13 protein-coding genes are annotated in these 16,664 nt (G+C 57.9%); 6 read left to right on the forward strand and 7 right to left on the reverse strand.

Translation table 11 applies throughout. The features are described 5' to 3' along the window. Positions 1 to 3: 3 nt before the first annotated feature. The 4 genes from hpf (at position 4) to npr (ending at position 2,104) form a co-directional block, all read left to right on the forward strand. The gene (hpf, locus tag AC6I7Z_RS16880) at positions 4 to 291 is read left to right on the forward strand and encodes a ribosome hibernation promoting factor (RefSeq protein WP_048784682.1); all 288 of its coding nucleotides are present in this window, start codon (positions 4 to 6) and stop codon (positions 289 to 291) included. A gap of 156 nt (positions 292 to 447) precedes the next feature. Then, the gene (gene ptsN, locus AC6I7Z_RS16885) at positions 448 to 927 is read left to right on the forward strand and encodes a PTS IIA-like nitrogen regulatory protein PtsN (protein WP_033749262.1); all 480 of its coding nucleotides are present in this window, start codon (positions 448 to 450) and stop codon (positions 925 to 927) included. Positions 928 to 980: 53 nt separating this feature from the next. Beyond that, positions 981 to 1,835, forward strand: a complete 855-nt coding sequence (gene rapZ, locus AC6I7Z_RS16890; RefSeq protein WP_033749261.1) for an RNase adapter RapZ — start codon at positions 981 to 983, stop codon at positions 1,833 to 1,835. Continuing rightward, a complete protein-coding gene (gene npr / locus AC6I7Z_RS16895; RefSeq protein ID WP_033793304.1) occupies positions 1,832 to 2,104 on the forward strand; it encodes a PTS phosphocarrier protein NPr in 273 nt (90 codons plus the stop codon). Before rapZ ends, npr begins: the two co-directional genes overlap by 4 nt. Positions 2,105 to 2,107: 3 nt before the next feature. On the opposite strand, the gene mtgA is transcribed toward npr, so the two are convergent. Continuing rightward, on the reverse strand, positions 2,108 to 2,827 hold the full coding sequence (gene mtgA, locus AC6I7Z_RS16900) for a monofunctional biosynthetic peptidoglycan transglycosylase (protein WP_497815036.1): 720 nt from the start codon (positions 2,825 to 2,827) through the stop codon (positions 2,108 to 2,110). Between the two features lie 883 nt (positions 2,828 to 3,710). Beyond that, the gene (arcB, locus tag AC6I7Z_RS16905) at positions 3,711 to 6,053 is read right to left on the reverse strand and encodes an aerobic respiration two-component sensor histidine kinase ArcB (RefSeq protein WP_497815037.1); all 2,343 of its coding nucleotides are present in this window, start codon (positions 6,051 to 6,053) and stop codon (positions 3,711 to 3,713) included. A gap of 849 nt (positions 6,054 to 6,902) precedes the next feature. Here arcB and gltB point away from each other — a divergent pair. After that, a complete protein-coding gene (gene gltB / locus AC6I7Z_RS16910) occupies positions 6,903 to 11,372 on the forward strand; it encodes a glutamate synthase large subunit (protein ID WP_497815038.1) in 4,470 nt (1,489 codons plus the stop codon). 54 nt (positions 11,373 to 11,426) lie between these two features. Then, on the forward strand, positions 11,427 to 12,845 hold the full coding sequence (locus tag AC6I7Z_RS16915; RefSeq protein ID WP_033749256.1) for a glutamate synthase small subunit: 1,419 nt from the start codon (positions 11,427 to 11,429) through the stop codon (positions 12,843 to 12,845). A 50-nt stretch (positions 12,846 to 12,895) separates the two neighbouring features. On the opposite strand, the gene sspB is transcribed toward AC6I7Z_RS16915, so the two are convergent. From sspB to zapE, 5 genes are all read right to left on the reverse strand, one after another. Beyond that, complete coding sequence (gene sspB / locus AC6I7Z_RS16920; protein WP_497815039.1) at positions 12,896 to 13,381, reverse strand: ClpXP protease specificity-enhancing factor; 486 nt, start codon at positions 13,379 to 13,381, stop codon at positions 12,896 to 12,898. A 3-nt stretch (positions 13,382 to 13,384) separates the two neighbouring features. Then, positions 13,385 to 14,026 (reverse strand): stringent starvation protein SspA, encoded by a 642-nt coding sequence (gene sspA / locus AC6I7Z_RS16925; RefSeq protein ID WP_033749254.1) that lies wholly within the window; start codon positions 14,024 to 14,026, stop codon positions 13,385 to 13,387. 326 nt (positions 14,027 to 14,352) lie between these two features. Then, positions 14,353 to 14,745, reverse strand: coding sequence for a 30S ribosomal protein S9 (gene rpsI / locus AC6I7Z_RS16930; RefSeq protein WP_031375459.1), 393 nt, complete (start codon positions 14,743 to 14,745; stop codon positions 14,353 to 14,355). 15 nt (positions 14,746 to 14,760) lie between these two features. Next, on the reverse strand, positions 14,761 to 15,189 hold the full coding sequence (gene rplM, locus AC6I7Z_RS16935) for a 50S ribosomal protein L13 (protein ID WP_033793286.1): 429 nt from the start codon (positions 15,187 to 15,189) through the stop codon (positions 14,761 to 14,763). Between the two features lie 228 nt (positions 15,190 to 15,417). Then, complete coding sequence (gene zapE / locus AC6I7Z_RS16940; protein ID WP_497815040.1) at positions 15,418 to 16,545, reverse strand: cell division protein ZapE; 1,128 nt, start codon at positions 16,543 to 16,545, stop codon at positions 15,418 to 15,420. Positions 16,546 to 16,664: the final 119 nt, after the last annotated feature.

The following is a 16,664-nucleotide window of genomic DNA, read 5'->3' on the forward strand; positions in this document are numbered from 1 at the left end:
CCTATGCAGCTAAACCTCACTGGGCAAAACGTTGAAATCACCGAACCACTGCGTGAATTCATCAACACGAAATTTGCCAAACTGGAACACTACTTCGATCGTATCAATCAGGTTTATATTGTTCTGAAAGTGGAAAAGGTCACTCAGGTTGCGGAAGCGACTTTGCATGTCAACGGCGGCGAGCTGCACGCCACGTCGGAAGCGGAAGATATGTACGCGGCGCTTGACGGACTGGTGGATAAACTCGCCCGTCAGCTCACCCGGCACAAAGACAAACTGAAAAAACACTAACCTTCACGCTTGCAGCGCGCTTACCGCGCGCTCAGGGCGGTCAGGATGGGGCGGATTTACCGCCCCGTTTTGCCATCTGTGCAAGCGCCACGGGATACCGCGCGGCCGTTTAGCGCGGCAGGCCCGCGGCTCTGTGAACTCGCAAGTGAAACGACAATGAATAACGATCTGACACTGGAACTGAGCACCGTGCTGACGCCGGACTGTACGCGCAGCGGCGTACACTGCCAGAGTAAAAAGCGCGCGCTGGAAATTATCAGCGAGCTGGCAGCAAAGCAGCTTAATCTGCCGCATCAAACGCTGTTTGAAGCGATCCTGACCCGTGAACGCATGGGCAGCACCGGTATCGGCAACGGTATCGCCATTCCGCACGGCAAGCTGGAAGAGGATACGCTGCGCGCCGTCGGCGTCTTTATCAGCCTCGACCAGCCTATCGCATTCGATGCGGTGGACAACCAGCCGGTCGATCTGCTGTTTGCGCTGCTGGTGCCGGCGGATCAGTGCAAAACCCACCTGCACACGCTGTCTCTGGTCGCGAAACGCCTGGCGGACAAGACCGTCTGTCGCCGCCTGCGCGCGGCACAAAGCGATGAAGAACTCTACGCCATTATTACAGAAGCTCCAGAGGAGCAGTAACGCGCACTGCGCTTTACCGGCGTGCGCGCCGGTTTAAAACGGGAGAGAAGGTCATGGTGCTGATGATCGTTAGCGGTCGGTCAGGCTCAGGAAAATCGGTGGCGCTACGCGCGCTGGAAGATATGGGGTTCTACTGCGTCGATAACCTGCCCGTGGTGCTGTTGCCCGAGCTGGCGAATTCGCTGGTGGAGCGCAATATTTCGGCCGCCGTCAGCATCGACGTGCGCAATATGCCGGAATCGCCGGAGGTGTTCGAACATGCGCTGAATAATCTGCCGGACGCCTTTTCGCCGCAGCTGCTGTTTCTGGACGCCGATCGCAATACGCTGATCCGTCGCTACAGCGACACGCGCCGCCTGCACCCCCTCTCCAGCAAAAATCTGTCGCTGGAAAGCGCCATTGATGAAGAGAACGATCTGCTGGAGCCGCTGCGCTCCCGCGCCGATTTGATTATCGATACCTCTGAGATGTCGGTGCACGAGCTGGCGGAGATGCTGCGCACGCGCCTGCTGGGCAAGCGCGAACGCGAACTGACGATGGTGTTCGAGTCTTTTGGCTTCAAGCACGGCATCCCCATCGACGCCGACTACGTTTTCGACGTGCGCTTTCTGCCTAACCCGCACTGGGATCCTAAACTGCGACCGATGACCGGCCTCGATCGCCCGGTGGCGGCGTTTCTCGATCGTCATACCGAAGTACACAACTTTATCTACCAGACACGCAGCTACCTTGAGCTGTGGCTGCCGATGCTGGAAACCAACAACCGCAGCTATCTGACCGTCGCCATCGGCTGTACCGGCGGTAAACACCGCTCGGTCTATATCGCCGAGCAGCTGGCGGACTACTTCCGCTCGCGCGGCAAAAACGTGCAGTCACGCCATCGTACGCTGGAAAAACGCAAATCATGACCGTCAAACAAACCGTGGAAATCAAAAATAAGCTGGGCATGCACGCGCGTCCGGCCATGAAGCTGTTTGAGCTGGTGCAGAGCTTCGACGCTGAAGTGCTGCTGCGTAATGAATCCGGTACCGAGGCGGAGGCCAGCAGCGTCATCGCCCTGCTGATGCTCGACTCGGCGAAAGGCGGTCATATTGAAATTGAAGCCAGCGGCCCGGAAGAGCGCCAGGCGCTGGCTGCCGTCATCGAACTTTTCGAAGCTGGCTTCGACGAAGAGTAAAGGCTAGTTGAGATGATGGCGCTGCAAAAAGCCTTCTCCGCCCAGCTGGCGCATCTGGCGCATAATCCACTGCTGACGCTGTCGCACATAGCCTGAGGGCGCGTCGGCACGAAAACGGATGGGATTCGGCAGCACCGCCGCCAGCAGCGCCGCCTCCGCAATGGTGAGACGACTGGCCGGCTTGTGAAAATAGCGCTGCGCCGCCGCCTCCACGCCGAAGGTGCCCTGGCCAAACTCGGCGATATTGAGATAAACCGTCAGGATGCGACGTTTGGTCCAGACGGTTTCGATGCCGACCGTTAAGCCCGCCTCCAGCCCTTTCCTCACCCAGCTGCGCCCATCCCAGAGAAAGAGATTTTTCGCCGTTTGCTGCGACAGCGTCGAGGCGCCGCGCATGCGCTCGCCTTCGCTGCCCAGCGCCGTTTCAATCGCGTCGACGTCAAAACCCCAGTGCTCCGGAAATTTTTGATCTTCCGCAGCGATCACCGCCAGCGCCATCCACGGCGATATCTCGTCGTGCCCCACCCAGTCTGCGTGCGCGACATAATGAAAGTCGCCGCGCAGCCAGGCGCCAGTTTGCCGTTCCGCCATCACCGCTGAAAACGGCACTGGCAGAAAGGAAAACAGAATAATTCCCGCGATCCAGATACCGGCTATCGCAACCACTGCGCCGATAACAGCGCGCTTTACGCGTTGCCAGCGGTTCCCTTTATTCTTGCTCATGCAATGTTCTCTTACCTGTTCCCTGCATTAATCAATTTCCGACGTGATGAAAGCCGCGTTTTGGTCAAAATCGCTGAAGAAACACCAAAACTTGCGGATTACCTGACCACAGAAGCCACATTTTACGTATGAAATATTAAAACAGATCGAATGACATCAAGCACTTCCGTAAAAAAGGAATCGGTTCCATACTTGTTGTCCGCTTATCGCTTTTCACGCCATACACTTAATGTTTTGTGATAAACGCCATTTTAAATGATTCGATTTGCTAAACTATACCCAATGCCGCACTGTCGTGCTTTTCACCAATTGAAGCGAATGGTTACATAACAGGCAACTTCAGGCTGCTAATTTGATCTTCAGGACGCTGCCTGTGCCGCTAAATTTTATGCGCCGCTCCAGTAAAATGGCAGGACTTAATTCAAATCTGGAACTTTAAAAGCGTGCTTTCCAAAACGTTTTGGATAATCCCGGAGCAACAGCGCTTTATACTTTAAATTTCATTGCGTTATCATAACTTAAAACGCCTGAAACCGTTATGCGCGCTTTTACCTAGTTTGAGGCCATGCTCTTATCGTCATGGCAACTGAAAACCGCATAAAAAATGCAACAACTGGTCAAAATAAGCGCAATGCAACGCAGAAATTAATTCCTTACTTGACTGTGTTGCCAAATTAATGTTTTCTGTATTTAAACGCTGCTCAACATCACACATTTTAATGAATCTTTACCTGGTCATTGATGAATTTGCTAAGGTGATGACAGACGTTAACCGATACCACGCTGCTGCGCTTGAACTCCTCTAAGTATAGCAACAGCGACTTTTTCCCTGGTGTTGGCGCAGTATTCGCGCACCCCGGTCTTCGACTGGGGTCATTTTTTTTCAGGCCCTCTGGTTTTCTCTTTCCGCTACCCAGTCGCGCAATACCTGAACGTCATGACGCCACTCGCGCTTGAGCTCTTCAACCCATTCGCCCACGTTGTCCCACCATGCCGGCAGCTCCGGGCTTTGAATCTGTTTAGCCACCTGTTGCAGATGCTGTAGCCCGACCGATCCCGCCGCGCCTTTGATTTTGTGCCCCTCTTCTGCAATGCCTTTCTGGTCGCGTGCCATGAGATTCGAATCGAGCACCTCCAGATAGCCAGGCATCATCTGTTCGAACATCGTCAGGCTCTGCGTAATCAGGCTGGGGCCCACCAGTTCGATATATTGCTCCAGCATCGGCACATCCAGCAGCGCGCGCGTCTTGTCATCGCTTTCAGGATGGTCGGCGTCAGCCTCTTCGTTTTGATGATCCCAGAACTTCTTGATCATGGCGGTCAGCGCCGGAACGGAAAGCGGTTTGCTCAGCACATCGTCCATGCCAGCCTCCAGATACTCTTTTTTGTCTTTGAGCACGTTAGCGGTCAGCGCCACCAGCGGCGGCAGGCTGGCGTCTGGATAGCGCTGATGGATGGCGCGCGAGACGTCCAGGCCGGTCATATCCGGCAGCTGAATATCCAGCAGGGCGAGATCGAACTCCAGCGGATCGAACATCTCCAGCGCGGCCTTACCGGTCATAGCGACCTCGACGCTGCAGCCAAGCTTCTCCAGCACCGAGCGCGCCACGATCACGTTCAGCTCGATATCCTCCACCAGCAAAACGTGCAGCGCCGGCAGCGGCATGCTGCTCTCTCTGCTGTCATCCTCTACCTCTTCGGCCACGCGCGGCGCCTTGATCAGCACGGTAAAGCAGGAGCCCTGGCCCGGCGCGCTGCGTACGGTAATATCGCCGCCCATCGCCTGCGCCAGGCGGCGCGATACCGCCAGCCCGATGCCGGTGCCGGTCGCCGGCTTGCCGCCGTGCTGATCTTTCACCTGGTAATACATGGCGAAGATCTTGTCCTGCTCTTCCTGCGGTATGCCCTGGCCGGAGTCTTCCACCTCGAAGCGCAGGGTCTCGTTCGGCTCATAGGCGACGCGCACCACGATTTCGCCCTGCTGGGTGAACTTCACCGCGTTGCCGATCAGGTTCCACAGGATCTGACGCAGGCGCGTGCCGTCGGCGCAAATCTTGTGCGGCAGCGGTAGATCAGGCGCCATCACGAATCTGAGCCCTTTCGGCTGCGCCAGCAGACCGGAAAGGTTCTCCAGATCCGCCAGGAAGCCGGTGAAGTCGAGCGGCTGGTTATCCAGCTGCACCTTGCGGCGCTCGATCTTGTCGACTTCGATGACGTCGTTGAAGATGTTGCCGAGCGTAATCGCTGATACGTGAATGGTTTTCAGGTATTTCAGCTGCTCCTGATTGAGATCGGTATCGAGCAGAATGCGGCTCAGGCCCACAATGCCGTTAAGCGGCGTACGCAGCTCGTGGCTGATCGTAGAGATAAAGGTGGTTTTCTCCCGGCTGGCGTTCTCCAGCGCGTCCTGGTAGCGCTTACGCTCGGTAATATCGCGGCCAAAGCCCATCAGCCCGCTGCGTTTGCCGACGCGGTCGTAGTAAGGCACTTTACGGATTTCAAAACAGGCTTTGCGCCCGTCTGGATATTGCAGCCACTGCTCATAGGTGAGCGACACGTTATGACGGAAAACTTTTTCATCCGTCTCCAGCACTTTGGTGGCGGCGTCGTCGTCATAGATATCGCGCGGCGTCAGGCCGATCAGCTGCTTTTCGCTTTTGCCGGTCAGCAGCTCCATGGCGCGGTTACAGCCGGAGAACTGCTTGTCGATATTGCGGTAGAACACCAGATCGGGCGAGGCGTCGAGGAAAGAGCGGAGAAACGAGGATTGCTGTTCCAGTTCGATCTGCGCCTGTTCGCGGCGGGCCATCTCCTCGCGCAGCTTATCCATCACCTGCTCGCGCGCCTGCTCCGCCTTGATACGATCGCTAATTTCCTGATTAAGCTGGGTGATGGTCTCTTTCATCTGCTGATTAAGCTCTAAATCGCGGGTGCGCATCTCTTCCAGCTTGTCCACCAGCCGCGACAGACGCTGACGCGACTCCTCCAGCTGATCGACCACCACCGAGAGAAAGTAGACCGCCCAGGGCGTAATCAACAGCCCGAAGAACACCGAACGTACCACGTCGATGCTTTCGACATGGCCGCGCAGCACCATGGTCACCGCCATCTGCACCACCATCGCCAGCACCACCAGCGCCGACGCCAGCAGCAGCGAAAAACGCACCAGTCCCAGCTTAACCATTAAATCAACATAATACTGCGCCAGCAGGCGAATCTGTTTCATACGAACTCCCTGGAAAAGAACAGGCTCATCATAGCGTAATTACGCTGCCGATGGCGCGACGAAGCGCCGGAAAGCGCGCGTTACGCCCCGTTATGGTGCATCTGGCGCCACGATCGCCGACGATGCCTGCTCTGGCGCTAAATCACTTGACTAATTGCGCCAACCGAATAATCTGGAGGGCCGCCTGCTTCTCGGCGACTGTGATCCAGACCTTTCTTTTTCTTTGTCGACAGCTTTCCGTTGTCTCGGCATCCCTTTTTTATTTTGCATAGAAATTCATTTTAATTGCGTGAATAATCGCGCTTATCCTGATTAATTTTACTTATGAAGCCTGCTCATTTGCAGCAAAGAAGCTGTTATAAGAAAAACAGATACATGATGTGCGGGTAATCTGCTATGCAGCATTTTCTGCTGTTAAAGTGCATCAAACCAGCACGCCGAAGGGATGTGACGGCTGCATGACAGTGAGACAGTTCACATTTCGGCCGGGCACACGCAACGGTGGATCGACGCTTTTTTGGTAGATAATTAATTACAATTCAGAAAGTTAGCCAATAAATACCCGTTAAAAAGAGCATCAGGAACGCTATTTGACCTTATTCCGCTTTCCCGATAAGTTGGAAATCCGCTGGAAGCTTTCTGGACGGGTGCTCAACTCGTCATATTTATGCAGTAACAGAGATTCCCCCTGTAACAAGACCACGACGCTTGTGACAACGACGCCAAAGGCCAGACAGATGGGGCGACACAGGAGTGCAGCGCACGATGCGCGCCAGCCTGTCGCTTAGCACTTTCTGCGCCCGTAGCCCGACCAAAGGGAATCCACAGAGCCTGGGGAGGTTCACTGAAATGTTGTATGACAAATCCCTTGAAAAGGATAACTGTGGTTTCGGCCTCATCGCCCATATAGAAGGCGAACCTAGCCATAAGGTGGTGCGTACCGCAATCCACGCGCTGGCCCGTATGCAACACCGTGGCGCGATCCTTGCCGACGGCAAGACTGGCGACGGCTGTGGTCTGTTATTACAAAAACCTGACCGCTTCTTCCGCGTCGTTGCGGAAGAGAAAGGCTGGCGTCTGGCGAAAAATTACGCCGTAGGCATGCTGTTCCTCAGCCATGATGAGGAAGAGGCTCAGGCGAGCCGCCGCATTGTGGAAGAGGAAGTGGTCCGTGAAACCCTCTCTGTGGTCGGCTGGCGCGACGTGCCCGTCAATCAGGACGTATTGGGAGAGATTGCCCTCTCCTCTATGCCGCGCATTCAGCAGCTCTTTATCAACGCCCCGGCCGGCTGGCGTCCGCGCGATATGGAGCGCCGCCTTTATATGGCGCGCCGCCGCGCGGAAAAGCGCATCGAGCAGACCGACGATAAAGCATTTTATATCTGCAGCTTCTCAAACCAGGTCAATATCTATAAAGGCCTGTGTATGCCGGCCGACCTGCCGCGCTTCTATCTCGATCTGGCGGACCTGCGTCTGGAATCGGCTATCTGCCTGTTCCACCAGCGCTTCTCCACCAATACCGTGCCGCGCTGGCCGCTGGCGCAGCCGTTCCGCTATATGGCGCACAACGGCGAAATCAACACCATCGCCGGTAACCGGCAGTGGGCGCGCGCGCGCGCCTATAAATTCAACACGCCGCTGATCCCCGATCTGCAGAACGCCGGGCCGTTCGTCAATGAAACCGGCTCCGACTCCAGTTCGATGGACAACATGCTGGAGCTGTTCCTGAACGGCGGCATGGACCTGGTGCGTGCGATGCGCCTGCTGGTGCCGCCCGCCTGGCAGAACAACCCGGATATGGATCCGGAACTGCGCGCCTTCTTCGACTTCAACTCCATGCATATGGAGCCGTGGGACGGCCCGGCGGGCATCGTCATGTCCGACGGCCGCTACGCCGCCTGTAACCTTGACCGTAACGGCCTGCGCCCGGCGCGCTACGTGATCACCAAGGACAAACTGATCACCTGCGCCTCCGAAGTCGGCATCTGGGATTACCAGCCGGACGAAGTGGTAGAGAAAGGCCGCGTCGGTCCTGGCGAGCTGATGGTGATCGACACCCGGATCGGACGCATCCTCCATTCGGCAGAAACCGATAACGATCTGAAGAGCCGCCATCCCTATAAAGAGTGGATGGAGAAAAACGTTAAGCGTCTGGTGCCGTTCGAAGATCTGCCTGACGACCAGGTCGGCAGCCGCGAGCTGAACGATCCGCTGCTGGCGACCTACCAGAAGCAGTTCGGCTACAGCAGCGAAGAGCTCGACACTATTATTCGCGTGCTGGGCGAGAACGGTCAGGAAGCGGTCGGCTCAATGGGCGACGACACGCCGTTCGCCGTGCTCTCCAGCCGCCCGCGCATCATTTATGATTATTTCCGCCAGCAGTTCGCGCAGGTGACTAACCCGCCGATCGATCCGCTGCGCGAAAACCATGTGATGTCGCTGGCCACCAGCATTGGCCGCGAAATGAACGTCTTCTGCGAAGCGGAAGGTCAGGCGCATCGCGTCAGCTTTAAGTCCCCTATCCTGCTGTGGTCCGACTTTAATCAGCTGACCACCATGGAAGGCGAGTACTATCGCGCCGACACGCTCGACTGCACTTTCGACCCGGCGACGCAAACCCTGGAGCAGGCGATGCACGCGCTGTGCGACGAGGCTGAGCGTATGGTGCGCGACGGCACCGTGCTGCTGGTGCTCTCCGATCGCGCCATCGGCGAAAACCGCCTGCCGGTTCCGGCGCCGATGATCGTCGGCGCGGTGCAGACGCGTCTGGTTGAGAAAAACCTGCGCTGCGACGCCAATATTATCGTTGAGACCGCCAGCGCGCGCGATCCGCACCACTTTGCCGTACTGCTCGGCTTCGGCGCGACCGCTATCTATCCTTATCTGGCCTATGAATCGCTGGCGAAGATGGTCGACAGCAACGTAATCGAAAAAGATTATCGCGCGGTGATGCTGAACTACCGTAACGGCATCAACAAAGGCCTTTACAAGATCATGTCCAAAATGGGCATCTCGACCATCGCCTCCTATCGCTGCTCGAAACTGTTCGAAGCGGTGGGCCTGCATGCCGATGTATCGCGCCTCTGCTTCCAGGGCGTGGTCAGCCGCATCAGCGGCGCCAGCTTCGCCGACTTCCAGCAGGATCTCACCAACCTGGCGAAACGCGCCTGGCTGCAGCGCAAGCCGCTGGACCAGGGCGGCCTGCTGAAGTATGTGCACGGCGGCGAGTATCACGCCTATAACCCGGACGTGGTGGGTACGCTGCAACGCGCCGTAGAGAGCGGCGAATACAGCGACTATCAGGCCTATGCGAAGCTGGTGAACGAGCGTCCAGTGGCGACGCTGCGCGATCTGCTGGCGCTGCAGCCTGGCACCGAATCGGTCCACATCGACGAGGTCGAGCCGGCCAGCGAGCTGTTTAAGCGTTTTGACACCGCGGCGATGTCTATCGGCGCGCTCAGCCCGGAGGCGCATGAGGCGCTGGCCGAAGCGATGAACTCGCTCGGCGGCTGCTCCAACTCCGGCGAAGGCGGCGAAGATCCGGCGCGCTACGGCACCAACAAAGTTTCGCGCATCAAACAGGTCGCTTCTGGCCGCTTCGGCGTGACGCCAGCCTATCTGGTCAATGCCGATGTCATTCAGATTAAAGTGGCGCAGGGCGCGAAGCCGGGCGAAGGCGGCCAGCTGCCGGGCGACAAAGTCACGCCCTATATCGCGAAGCTGCGCTACTCCGTGCCGGGCGTCACGCTGATCTCCCCGCCGCCGCATCACGACATCTACTCGATCGAAGATCTGGCGCAGCTGATTTTCGACCTGAAGCAGGTGAACCCTAAAGCGATGATTTCGGTGAAGCTGGTCTCCGAGCCAGGCGTCGGCACCATCGCAACCGGCGTGGCGAAAGCCTATGCCGACCTGATCACCATCGCCGGCTATGACGGCGGCACCGGCGCCAGCCCGTTAAGCTCGGTGAAATATGCGGGCTGTCCGTGGGAGCTTGGCCTGGTGGAAACCCAGCAGGCGCTGGTCTCCAACGGTCTGCGCCATAAGATCCGTCTGCAGGTCGACGGCGGCCTGAAAACCGGCCTCGACATTATTAAAGCGGCGATCCTCGGCGCGGAAAGCTTCGGCTTCGGCACCGGTCCGATGGTGGCGCTGGGCTGTAAATACCTGCGTATCTGTCACCTGAACAACTGCGCGACCGGCGTAGCGACCCAGGACGATAAGCTGCGTAAGAATCACTATCACGGCCTGCCCTTCAAGGTAACCAACTACTTTGAGTTCATCGCGCGTGAAACCCGCGAGCTGATGGCGAGCCTGGGCGTGAAACGCCTGACTGACCTGATCGGCCGCACCGACCTGCTGAAAGAGCTGGACGGCTTCACCGCCAAGCAGCAGAACCTGGATCTCTCGTCGCTGCTGAAAACCGCCGCGCCGATGCCGGGCAAAGCGCTGCACTGCACCGAAGGCAGCAACCCGCCTTTCGACAAAGGCGAGCTGAATAAAGCGCTGCATGACCAGGCGATGCCGTTTGTGGAAGCGAGACAGAGCAAGACCTTCTTCTTCGACATTCGCAACACCGACCGCTCCGTCGGCGCGACGCTCTCCGGCGCTATCGCGGCGATCCACGGCGATCAGGGGCTGGCGGCGGATCCGATCCGCGCGCACTTCTCCGGCACCGCCGGTCAGAGCTTTGGCGTATGGAACGCGGGCGGCGTTGAGCTGACGCTGACCGGCGACGCCAACGACTACGTCGGCAAGGGAATGGCGGGCGGTATGCTGGCAATCCGACCGCCGGTCGGCTCCGCGTTCCGCAGCCACGAAGCGACCATTGCGGGCAACACCTGCCTCTACGGCGCGACAGGCGGCAAGCTGTTTGCCGCAGGCCGCGCGGGCGAGCGTTTCGCCGTGCGCAACTCGGGCGCGATTACGGTGGTAGAAGGGATTGGCGACAACGGTTGTGAATATATGACCGGCGGCATCGTCTGCGTGCTGGGCCGCACCGGCGTTAACTTCGGCGCCGGCATGACGGGCGGCTTCGCCTACGTGCTGGATGAAGACGGCGAGTTCCGCAAGCGCGTCAACCCGGAGCTGGTGGAAGTGCTCAACGTCGACGAGCTGGCGATCCATGAGGAACACCTGCGCGGTCTGATCACCGAGCATGTACAGCACACCGGCTCCAGCCGTGGCGAAGAGATCCTCGCCAACTGGCCGCTCTGGTCGTCGCGCTTCGCGCTGGTTAAACCGAAGTCCAGCGACGTCAAAGCGTTGCTGGGTCACCGCAGTCGTTCCGCAGCAGAGCTGCGCGTGCAGGCACAGTAATAGTTTGCCCCGTCCGGTGCGACGCGCCGGACGGGATAGCCGTAAGAGGTTACGATGAGTCAAAACGTATATCAATTTATCGACCTGCAGCGCGTTGACCCGCCAAAGAAGCCGCTGAAAATTCGTAAAATTGAGTTTGTCGAAATTTATGAACCCTTCTCTGACAGCCAGGTGAAGGCGCAGGCCGATCGCTGTCTCTCGTGCGGCAACCCTTACTGCGAGTGGAAGTGTCCGGTTCACAACTACATTCCTAACTGGCTGAAGCTGGCGAACGAAGGCCGCATTATCGAAGCGGCGGAGCTGTCGCATCAGACCAACAGCCTGCCGGAAGTGTGCGGACGCGTTTGCCCGCAGGATCGCCTGTGCGAAGGCTCCTGCACCCTGAACGACGAGTTCGGCGCGGTCACCATCGGCAATATCGAGCGCTACATTAACGATAAAGCGATGGAGATGGGCTGGCGTCCCGATATGTCGCACGTGAAACCGACCGGCAAGCGCGTGGCGATTATCGGCGCGGGTCCGGCGGGCCTCGCCTGCGCGGACGTGCTGACGCGCAACGGCGTCAAAGCGGTGGTTTACGATCGCCATCCAGAAATCGGCGGCCTGCTGACCTTCGGCATTCCGTCGTTCAAGCTGGAAAAAGAGGTGATGATCAAGCGCCGCGAACTCTTTACCGGTATGGGCATTGAGTTCCAGCTGAATACGGAAGTGGGCCGCGACGTGCAGATGAGCGACCTGCTAAACGCCTATGACGCGGTCTTCCTGGGCGTCGGCACTTATCAGTCGATGCGCGGCGGGCTGGAGAACGAGGATGCGCCGGGCGTCTATGACGCGCTGCCGTTCCTGATCGCCAACACTAAGCACACGATGGGGTTTGCGCAGCAGGACGAACAGCCTTACATCAGCATGGAAGGCAAGCGCGTCGTGGTACTGGGCGGCGGCGATACCGCGATGGACTGCGTACGCACCTCTATCCGTCAGGGCGCGACGCACGTGACCTGCGCCTACCGCCGTGACGAAGCCAACATGCCGGGTTCGAAACGCGAGGTGAAAAACGCGCGTGAAGAGGGCGTGGAGTTTCAGTTCAACGTGCAGCCGCTGGGCGTCGAAATCAACGCCAGCGGTCGCGTCAGCGGCGTCAAAGTAGCGCGCACCGAGATGGGCCAGCCGGATGCGGCAGGACGTCGCCGCGCGGAAATCGTGCCTGGCTCCGAGCATGTGCTGCCCGCAGACGCGGTAGTCATGGCGTTCGGCTTCCGTCCGCACAAAATGGAGTGGCTGGCCGACTTCAGCGTAGAGCTGGACGGTCAGGGACGCATTATCGCGCCGGAACAGGCTGAAAGCGCCTTCCAGACCAGCAACCCGAAAATCTTCGCCGGCGGCGATGCGGTGCGCGGTTCGGATTTGGTGGTGACGGCGATTGCCGAAGGGCGTAAAGCCGCCGAAGGCATCATGGACTATCTGGAAGTGTAAGGTTCGCGCAGCGACAAAAAGCCGGCTATCGCAGCCGGCTTTTTTATGTGCTATTTCACCACCCGCAGTGACGGGCGATTGCCGCGCGGCGGCGGATCGTCATCCGGCGAGGGATCGTCTTCGCTGGCGTCGTCCGGGCGGTCGCCATCGATCACGGACATCACAGGATCGACCGGCGTCTCTTCGCCATCCTGCGCGCCCAGCTCGTAGGCAGGTTCCGGCTCGAACATCGTGCCTGCGCCGTTTTCACGCGCGTAGATCGCCAGAATAGCAGCCATCGGCACGGAGACCTGGCGCGGCACGCCGCCGAAACGCGCGTTGAAGCGCACTTCGTCGTTGCCAAGCTCCAGATTGCCGACCGCGCGCGGCGCAATGTTCAGCACAATCTGTCCATCGCGCGCATATTCCAGCGGCACCTGAACCCCTTCCAGATTGATGTCGACCACCAGATGCGGCGTGAGCTGGTTGTCGAGCAGCCAGTCATAGAACGCGCGCAGCAGGTAAGGACGGCGGGCTGAGAGTTGCGACATTTCCATAGGTTAGCCCCGGGCTTGCAGGCGCATTTCACGTTCCGCTTCCGTCAGTGAAGCGAGGAAAGAATCACGCTCGAATACGCGATTCATATAGCCTTTTAGCTCTTTCGAGCCGGCGCCGGCCAGATCGATGCCCATTGACGGCAGACGCCACAGCAGCGGCGCCAGGTAGCAGTCCACCAGGCTAAACTCTTCGCTCATAAAGAACGGCGTACGGGCGAAGAGTGGCGCAATCGCCAGCAGCTCTTCGCGCAGCTGCTTGCGCGCGGCCTCCGCTTCCTGGCCGCTGCTTTTTTCAATGGTGTGCATCAGGCTGTACCAGTCCTGCTCGACGCGGTGCATCATCAGACGGCTTTCGCCGCGCGCGACCGGATAGACCGGCATCAGCGGCGGATGCGGGAAGCGTTCGTCGAGGTATTCCATGATGATGCGGGATTCATACAGCGTCAGTTCGCGATCTACCAGCGTCGGCACAGTGCGATACGGGTTGAGGTCAATCAGATCCTGCGGCAGGTTATCCATTTCGACCTGCTCGATCTCTACACTAACGCCTTTTTCAGCCAGGACGATGCGTACCTGATGGCTGAAAATGTCAGTGGGACCGGAAAACAGCGTCATTACCGAACGTTTGTTGGCAGCGACAGCCATGAAAACCTCCAAGTTTGTTCACAAAAAGTTACTGCGAATAGCCAACCACACGGCGACTCACCTGCTCAATCGTTCGCTCACAGCCCGCGTTAGATCTGTCTCTCCGACATCCTGAGGGTTGACCGACATCACACGCCGACTCATGGGCGCAAAGTGACACAGAGTTTACCAGATTTTGGGCAGCTTGTGGGCGAGGATTCGAGATTTGCGGGGAATTTGCGAGCAGCGCAGGGGTTTACGCGTTTTTTGACGCGACGGGGTCGAAAATAAAAAACCCGCCGAGGCGGGTTTTTTGTGCCAATCGCAGCAGCCGAAGCCGCAAACAATTAACGCTTGGAGAACTGCGGACGACGGCGTGCTTTACGCAGACCGACTTTCTTACGTTCAACCTGACGCGCGTCACGGGTAACGAAGCCCGCTTTACGCAGTTCAGCACGCAGAGATTCGTCGTACTCCATCAGAGCGCGGGTGATGCCGTGACGGATCGCACCTGCCTGACCAGAAATACCACCACCTTTAACGGTGACGTACAGATCGAATTTACCAACCAGGTCCAGCAGTTCCAGCGGCTGACGAACGACCATGCGTGCCGTTTCGCGACCGAAGTACTGTTCCAGAGAACGTTGGTTGATTACGATGTTGCCACTGCCCGGCTTGATGAATACGCGAGCGGTAGAGCTTTTGCGGCGACCAGTGCCGTAGTTTTGAGTTTCAGCCATTGCCTGTAATCCCGATTAAATGTCAAGAACTTGCGGTTGCTGTGCCGCATGGGTGTGCTCGTTGCCCGCGTAAACTTTCAGTTTACGGAACATTGCACGGCCCAGCGGGCCCTTCGGCAGCATGCCTTTAACCGCGATTTCAATCACACGCTCAGGACGGCGAGCAATCATCTCTTCAAAGGTCGCCTGTTTGATACCACCGATGTGGCCAGTGTGGTGATAGTAAATCTTGTCAGTACGCTTGTTGCCGGTAACGGCGACTTTGTCAGCGTTCAGAACGATGATGTAATCACCAGTATCAACGTGCGGAGTGTATTCCGCTTTATGCTTACCACGCAGACGGCGCGCCAGTTCAGTCGCCAGGCGACCCAAGGTTTTGCCAGTTGCGTCAACAACATACCAGTCACGCTGTACGGTTTCTGGTTTAGCTGTAAAAGTTTTCATCGAAAAGCTTACCCAAATTAAGTTACACGTTGGTGAAAACCCAAACGCTTAAGTAAACGGTTGAGGCTCACACGACCATTTTGACCAGCAAGCCCACCCCTTCGGATAGAGTTACCGGAGCACAACGGATTCGGGAAATAAATCCAGTTGCTGTAACGTGGGGTCGCAAGATTATAGAGAAGTCGATTACAAAAATCGAACCCTATTTGATCTTTTTCTCGCGCGCCCTCAAGGCAGATGCGGCAGCCGCAGATACTCCTCGCTCTGCATTTCCTGCAGGCGCGACAGGCAGCGCTGATACTCAAATTTCAGCCGCGTGCCCTGGTAGATTTCGAACAGCGACGTTTCCGCCGCGACCACCAGCTTGACGTGACGCTCGTAGAACTCATCCACCAGCGCGAGGAAGCGGCGCGCCTGATCTTCGGTTTTATAGATCATCACCGGCACGTCGTAGAGCAGCACGCTGTGGAAACGGCGCGACAGCTCGATATAGTCATGCTGGCTGCGCCCTTCTCCGCACAGCGTCAGGAAATCTATCGCCAGCACCCCTTCGCTGACGCCCAGCGTCGCCATCTGGCGGTGGTTAATCTCCAGCACCGGCGCGTCGTCGCGCGCGCTGCCCGCCAGCGCCTTGAACATGCGCTCCATTTCGGCGTGCGTCGCCTCGTTCAGCGGCGCGTTCCACAGATGCGCCGAGGTGAGCGTGCGCAGCCGGTAGTCGATGCCGGCATCGACGTTCATCACGTCGCAGTGCAGTTTGATTTGCTCAATCGCCGGCAGGAAACGCGCGCGCTGCAGGCCGTTGCGATAGAGATCGTCTGGCGGAATGTTCGAGGTCGCCACCAGCGTAATGCCGCGCGCGAACAGCGCCTCCATCAGGGTGCCGAGCAGCATGGCGTCGGTAATGTCGGAGACAAAAAACTCGTCGAAGCAGAGAATATCGGTTTCGGCTTTAAAGCGGTCGGCGATGATCAGCAGCGGATCGCTCTGCCCCTGTAGCTGGGTCAGCTCTTCATGCACGCGCAGCATAAAGCGATGGAAGTGCAGGCGCAGCTTGCGGTTGCCAGGAATAGACTGAAAAAACAAATCCATGACCCAGGTTTTGCCGCGTCCTACGCCGCCCCACATATAGAGGCCGCGCACCGGCGCCTGCGCGTCGGTTTTCTCTTTGCCCATCAGTCGGGACAGGCGGCCGAATAATCCTTTGCCGCTAGCGGACGTTTCGGGCTGACGCGCGAGTAAGGCCCGCTGAACGGCGTCCAGTCGGGTGATGGCGTCGCGTTGTACATCATCGGGTTTAAAGTCGCCCTGCGACAGCGCCTGCTCATAGCGGGCAAGCGGAGATGAGGTTTGCATTGGTTCTCTCAGATCCCTGAAAAGGTCTTATTCACAGTTCGGTTGATGAAAAAAAGGCCGCTCTACACTAAGGCATGCCGCCTCAGAGTTCCACATCCATAAGATTAACGGGTATAGTG

The organism is Pantoea sp. X-Soil-MYKO-1289, assembly GCF_059730625.1.

Excerpts from the sequence above, each read along its gene's own strand:
- hpf (WP_048784682.1), top strand. The coding sequence starts at position 4 with ATGCAGCTAAACCTCACTGGGCAAAACGTTGAAATCACCGAACCACTG.
- ptsN (WP_033749262.1), top strand. The coding sequence starts at position 448 with ATGAATAACGATCTGACACTGGAACTGAGCACCGTGCTGACGCCGGAC.
- rapZ (WP_033749261.1), top strand. The coding sequence starts at position 981 with ATGGTGCTGATGATCGTTAGCGGTCGGTCAGGCTCAGGAAAATCGGTG.
- npr (WP_033793304.1), top strand. The coding sequence starts at position 1,832 with ATGACCGTCAAACAAACCGTGGAAATCAAAAATAAGCTGGGCATGCAC.
- mtgA (WP_497815036.1), bottom strand. The coding sequence starts at position 2,827 with ATGAGCAAGAATAAAGGGAACCGCTGGCAACGCGTAAAGCGCGCTGTT.
- arcB (WP_497815037.1), bottom strand. The coding sequence starts at position 6,053 with ATGAAACAGATTCGCCTGCTGGCGCAGTATTATGTTGATTTAATGGTT.
- gltB (WP_497815038.1), top strand. The coding sequence starts at position 6,903 with ATGTTGTATGACAAATCCCTTGAAAAGGATAACTGTGGTTTCGGCCTC.
- AC6I7Z_RS16915 (WP_033749256.1), top strand. The coding sequence starts at position 11,427 with ATGAGTCAAAACGTATATCAATTTATCGACCTGCAGCGCGTTGACCCG.
- sspB (WP_497815039.1), bottom strand. The coding sequence starts at position 13,381 with ATGGAAATGTCGCAACTCTCAGCCCGCCGTCCTTACCTGCTGCGCGCG.
- sspA (WP_033749254.1), bottom strand. The coding sequence starts at position 14,026 with ATGGCTGTCGCTGCCAACAAACGTTCGGTAATGACGCTGTTTTCCGGT.
- rpsI (WP_031375459.1), bottom strand. The coding sequence starts at position 14,745 with ATGGCTGAAACTCAAAACTACGGCACTGGTCGCCGCAAAAGCTCTACC.
- rplM (WP_033793286.1), bottom strand. The coding sequence starts at position 15,189 with ATGAAAACTTTTACAGCTAAACCAGAAACCGTACAGCGTGACTGGTAT.
- zapE (WP_497815040.1), bottom strand. The coding sequence starts at position 16,545 with ATGCAAACCTCATCTCCGCTTGCCCGCTATGAGCAGGCGCTGTCGCAG.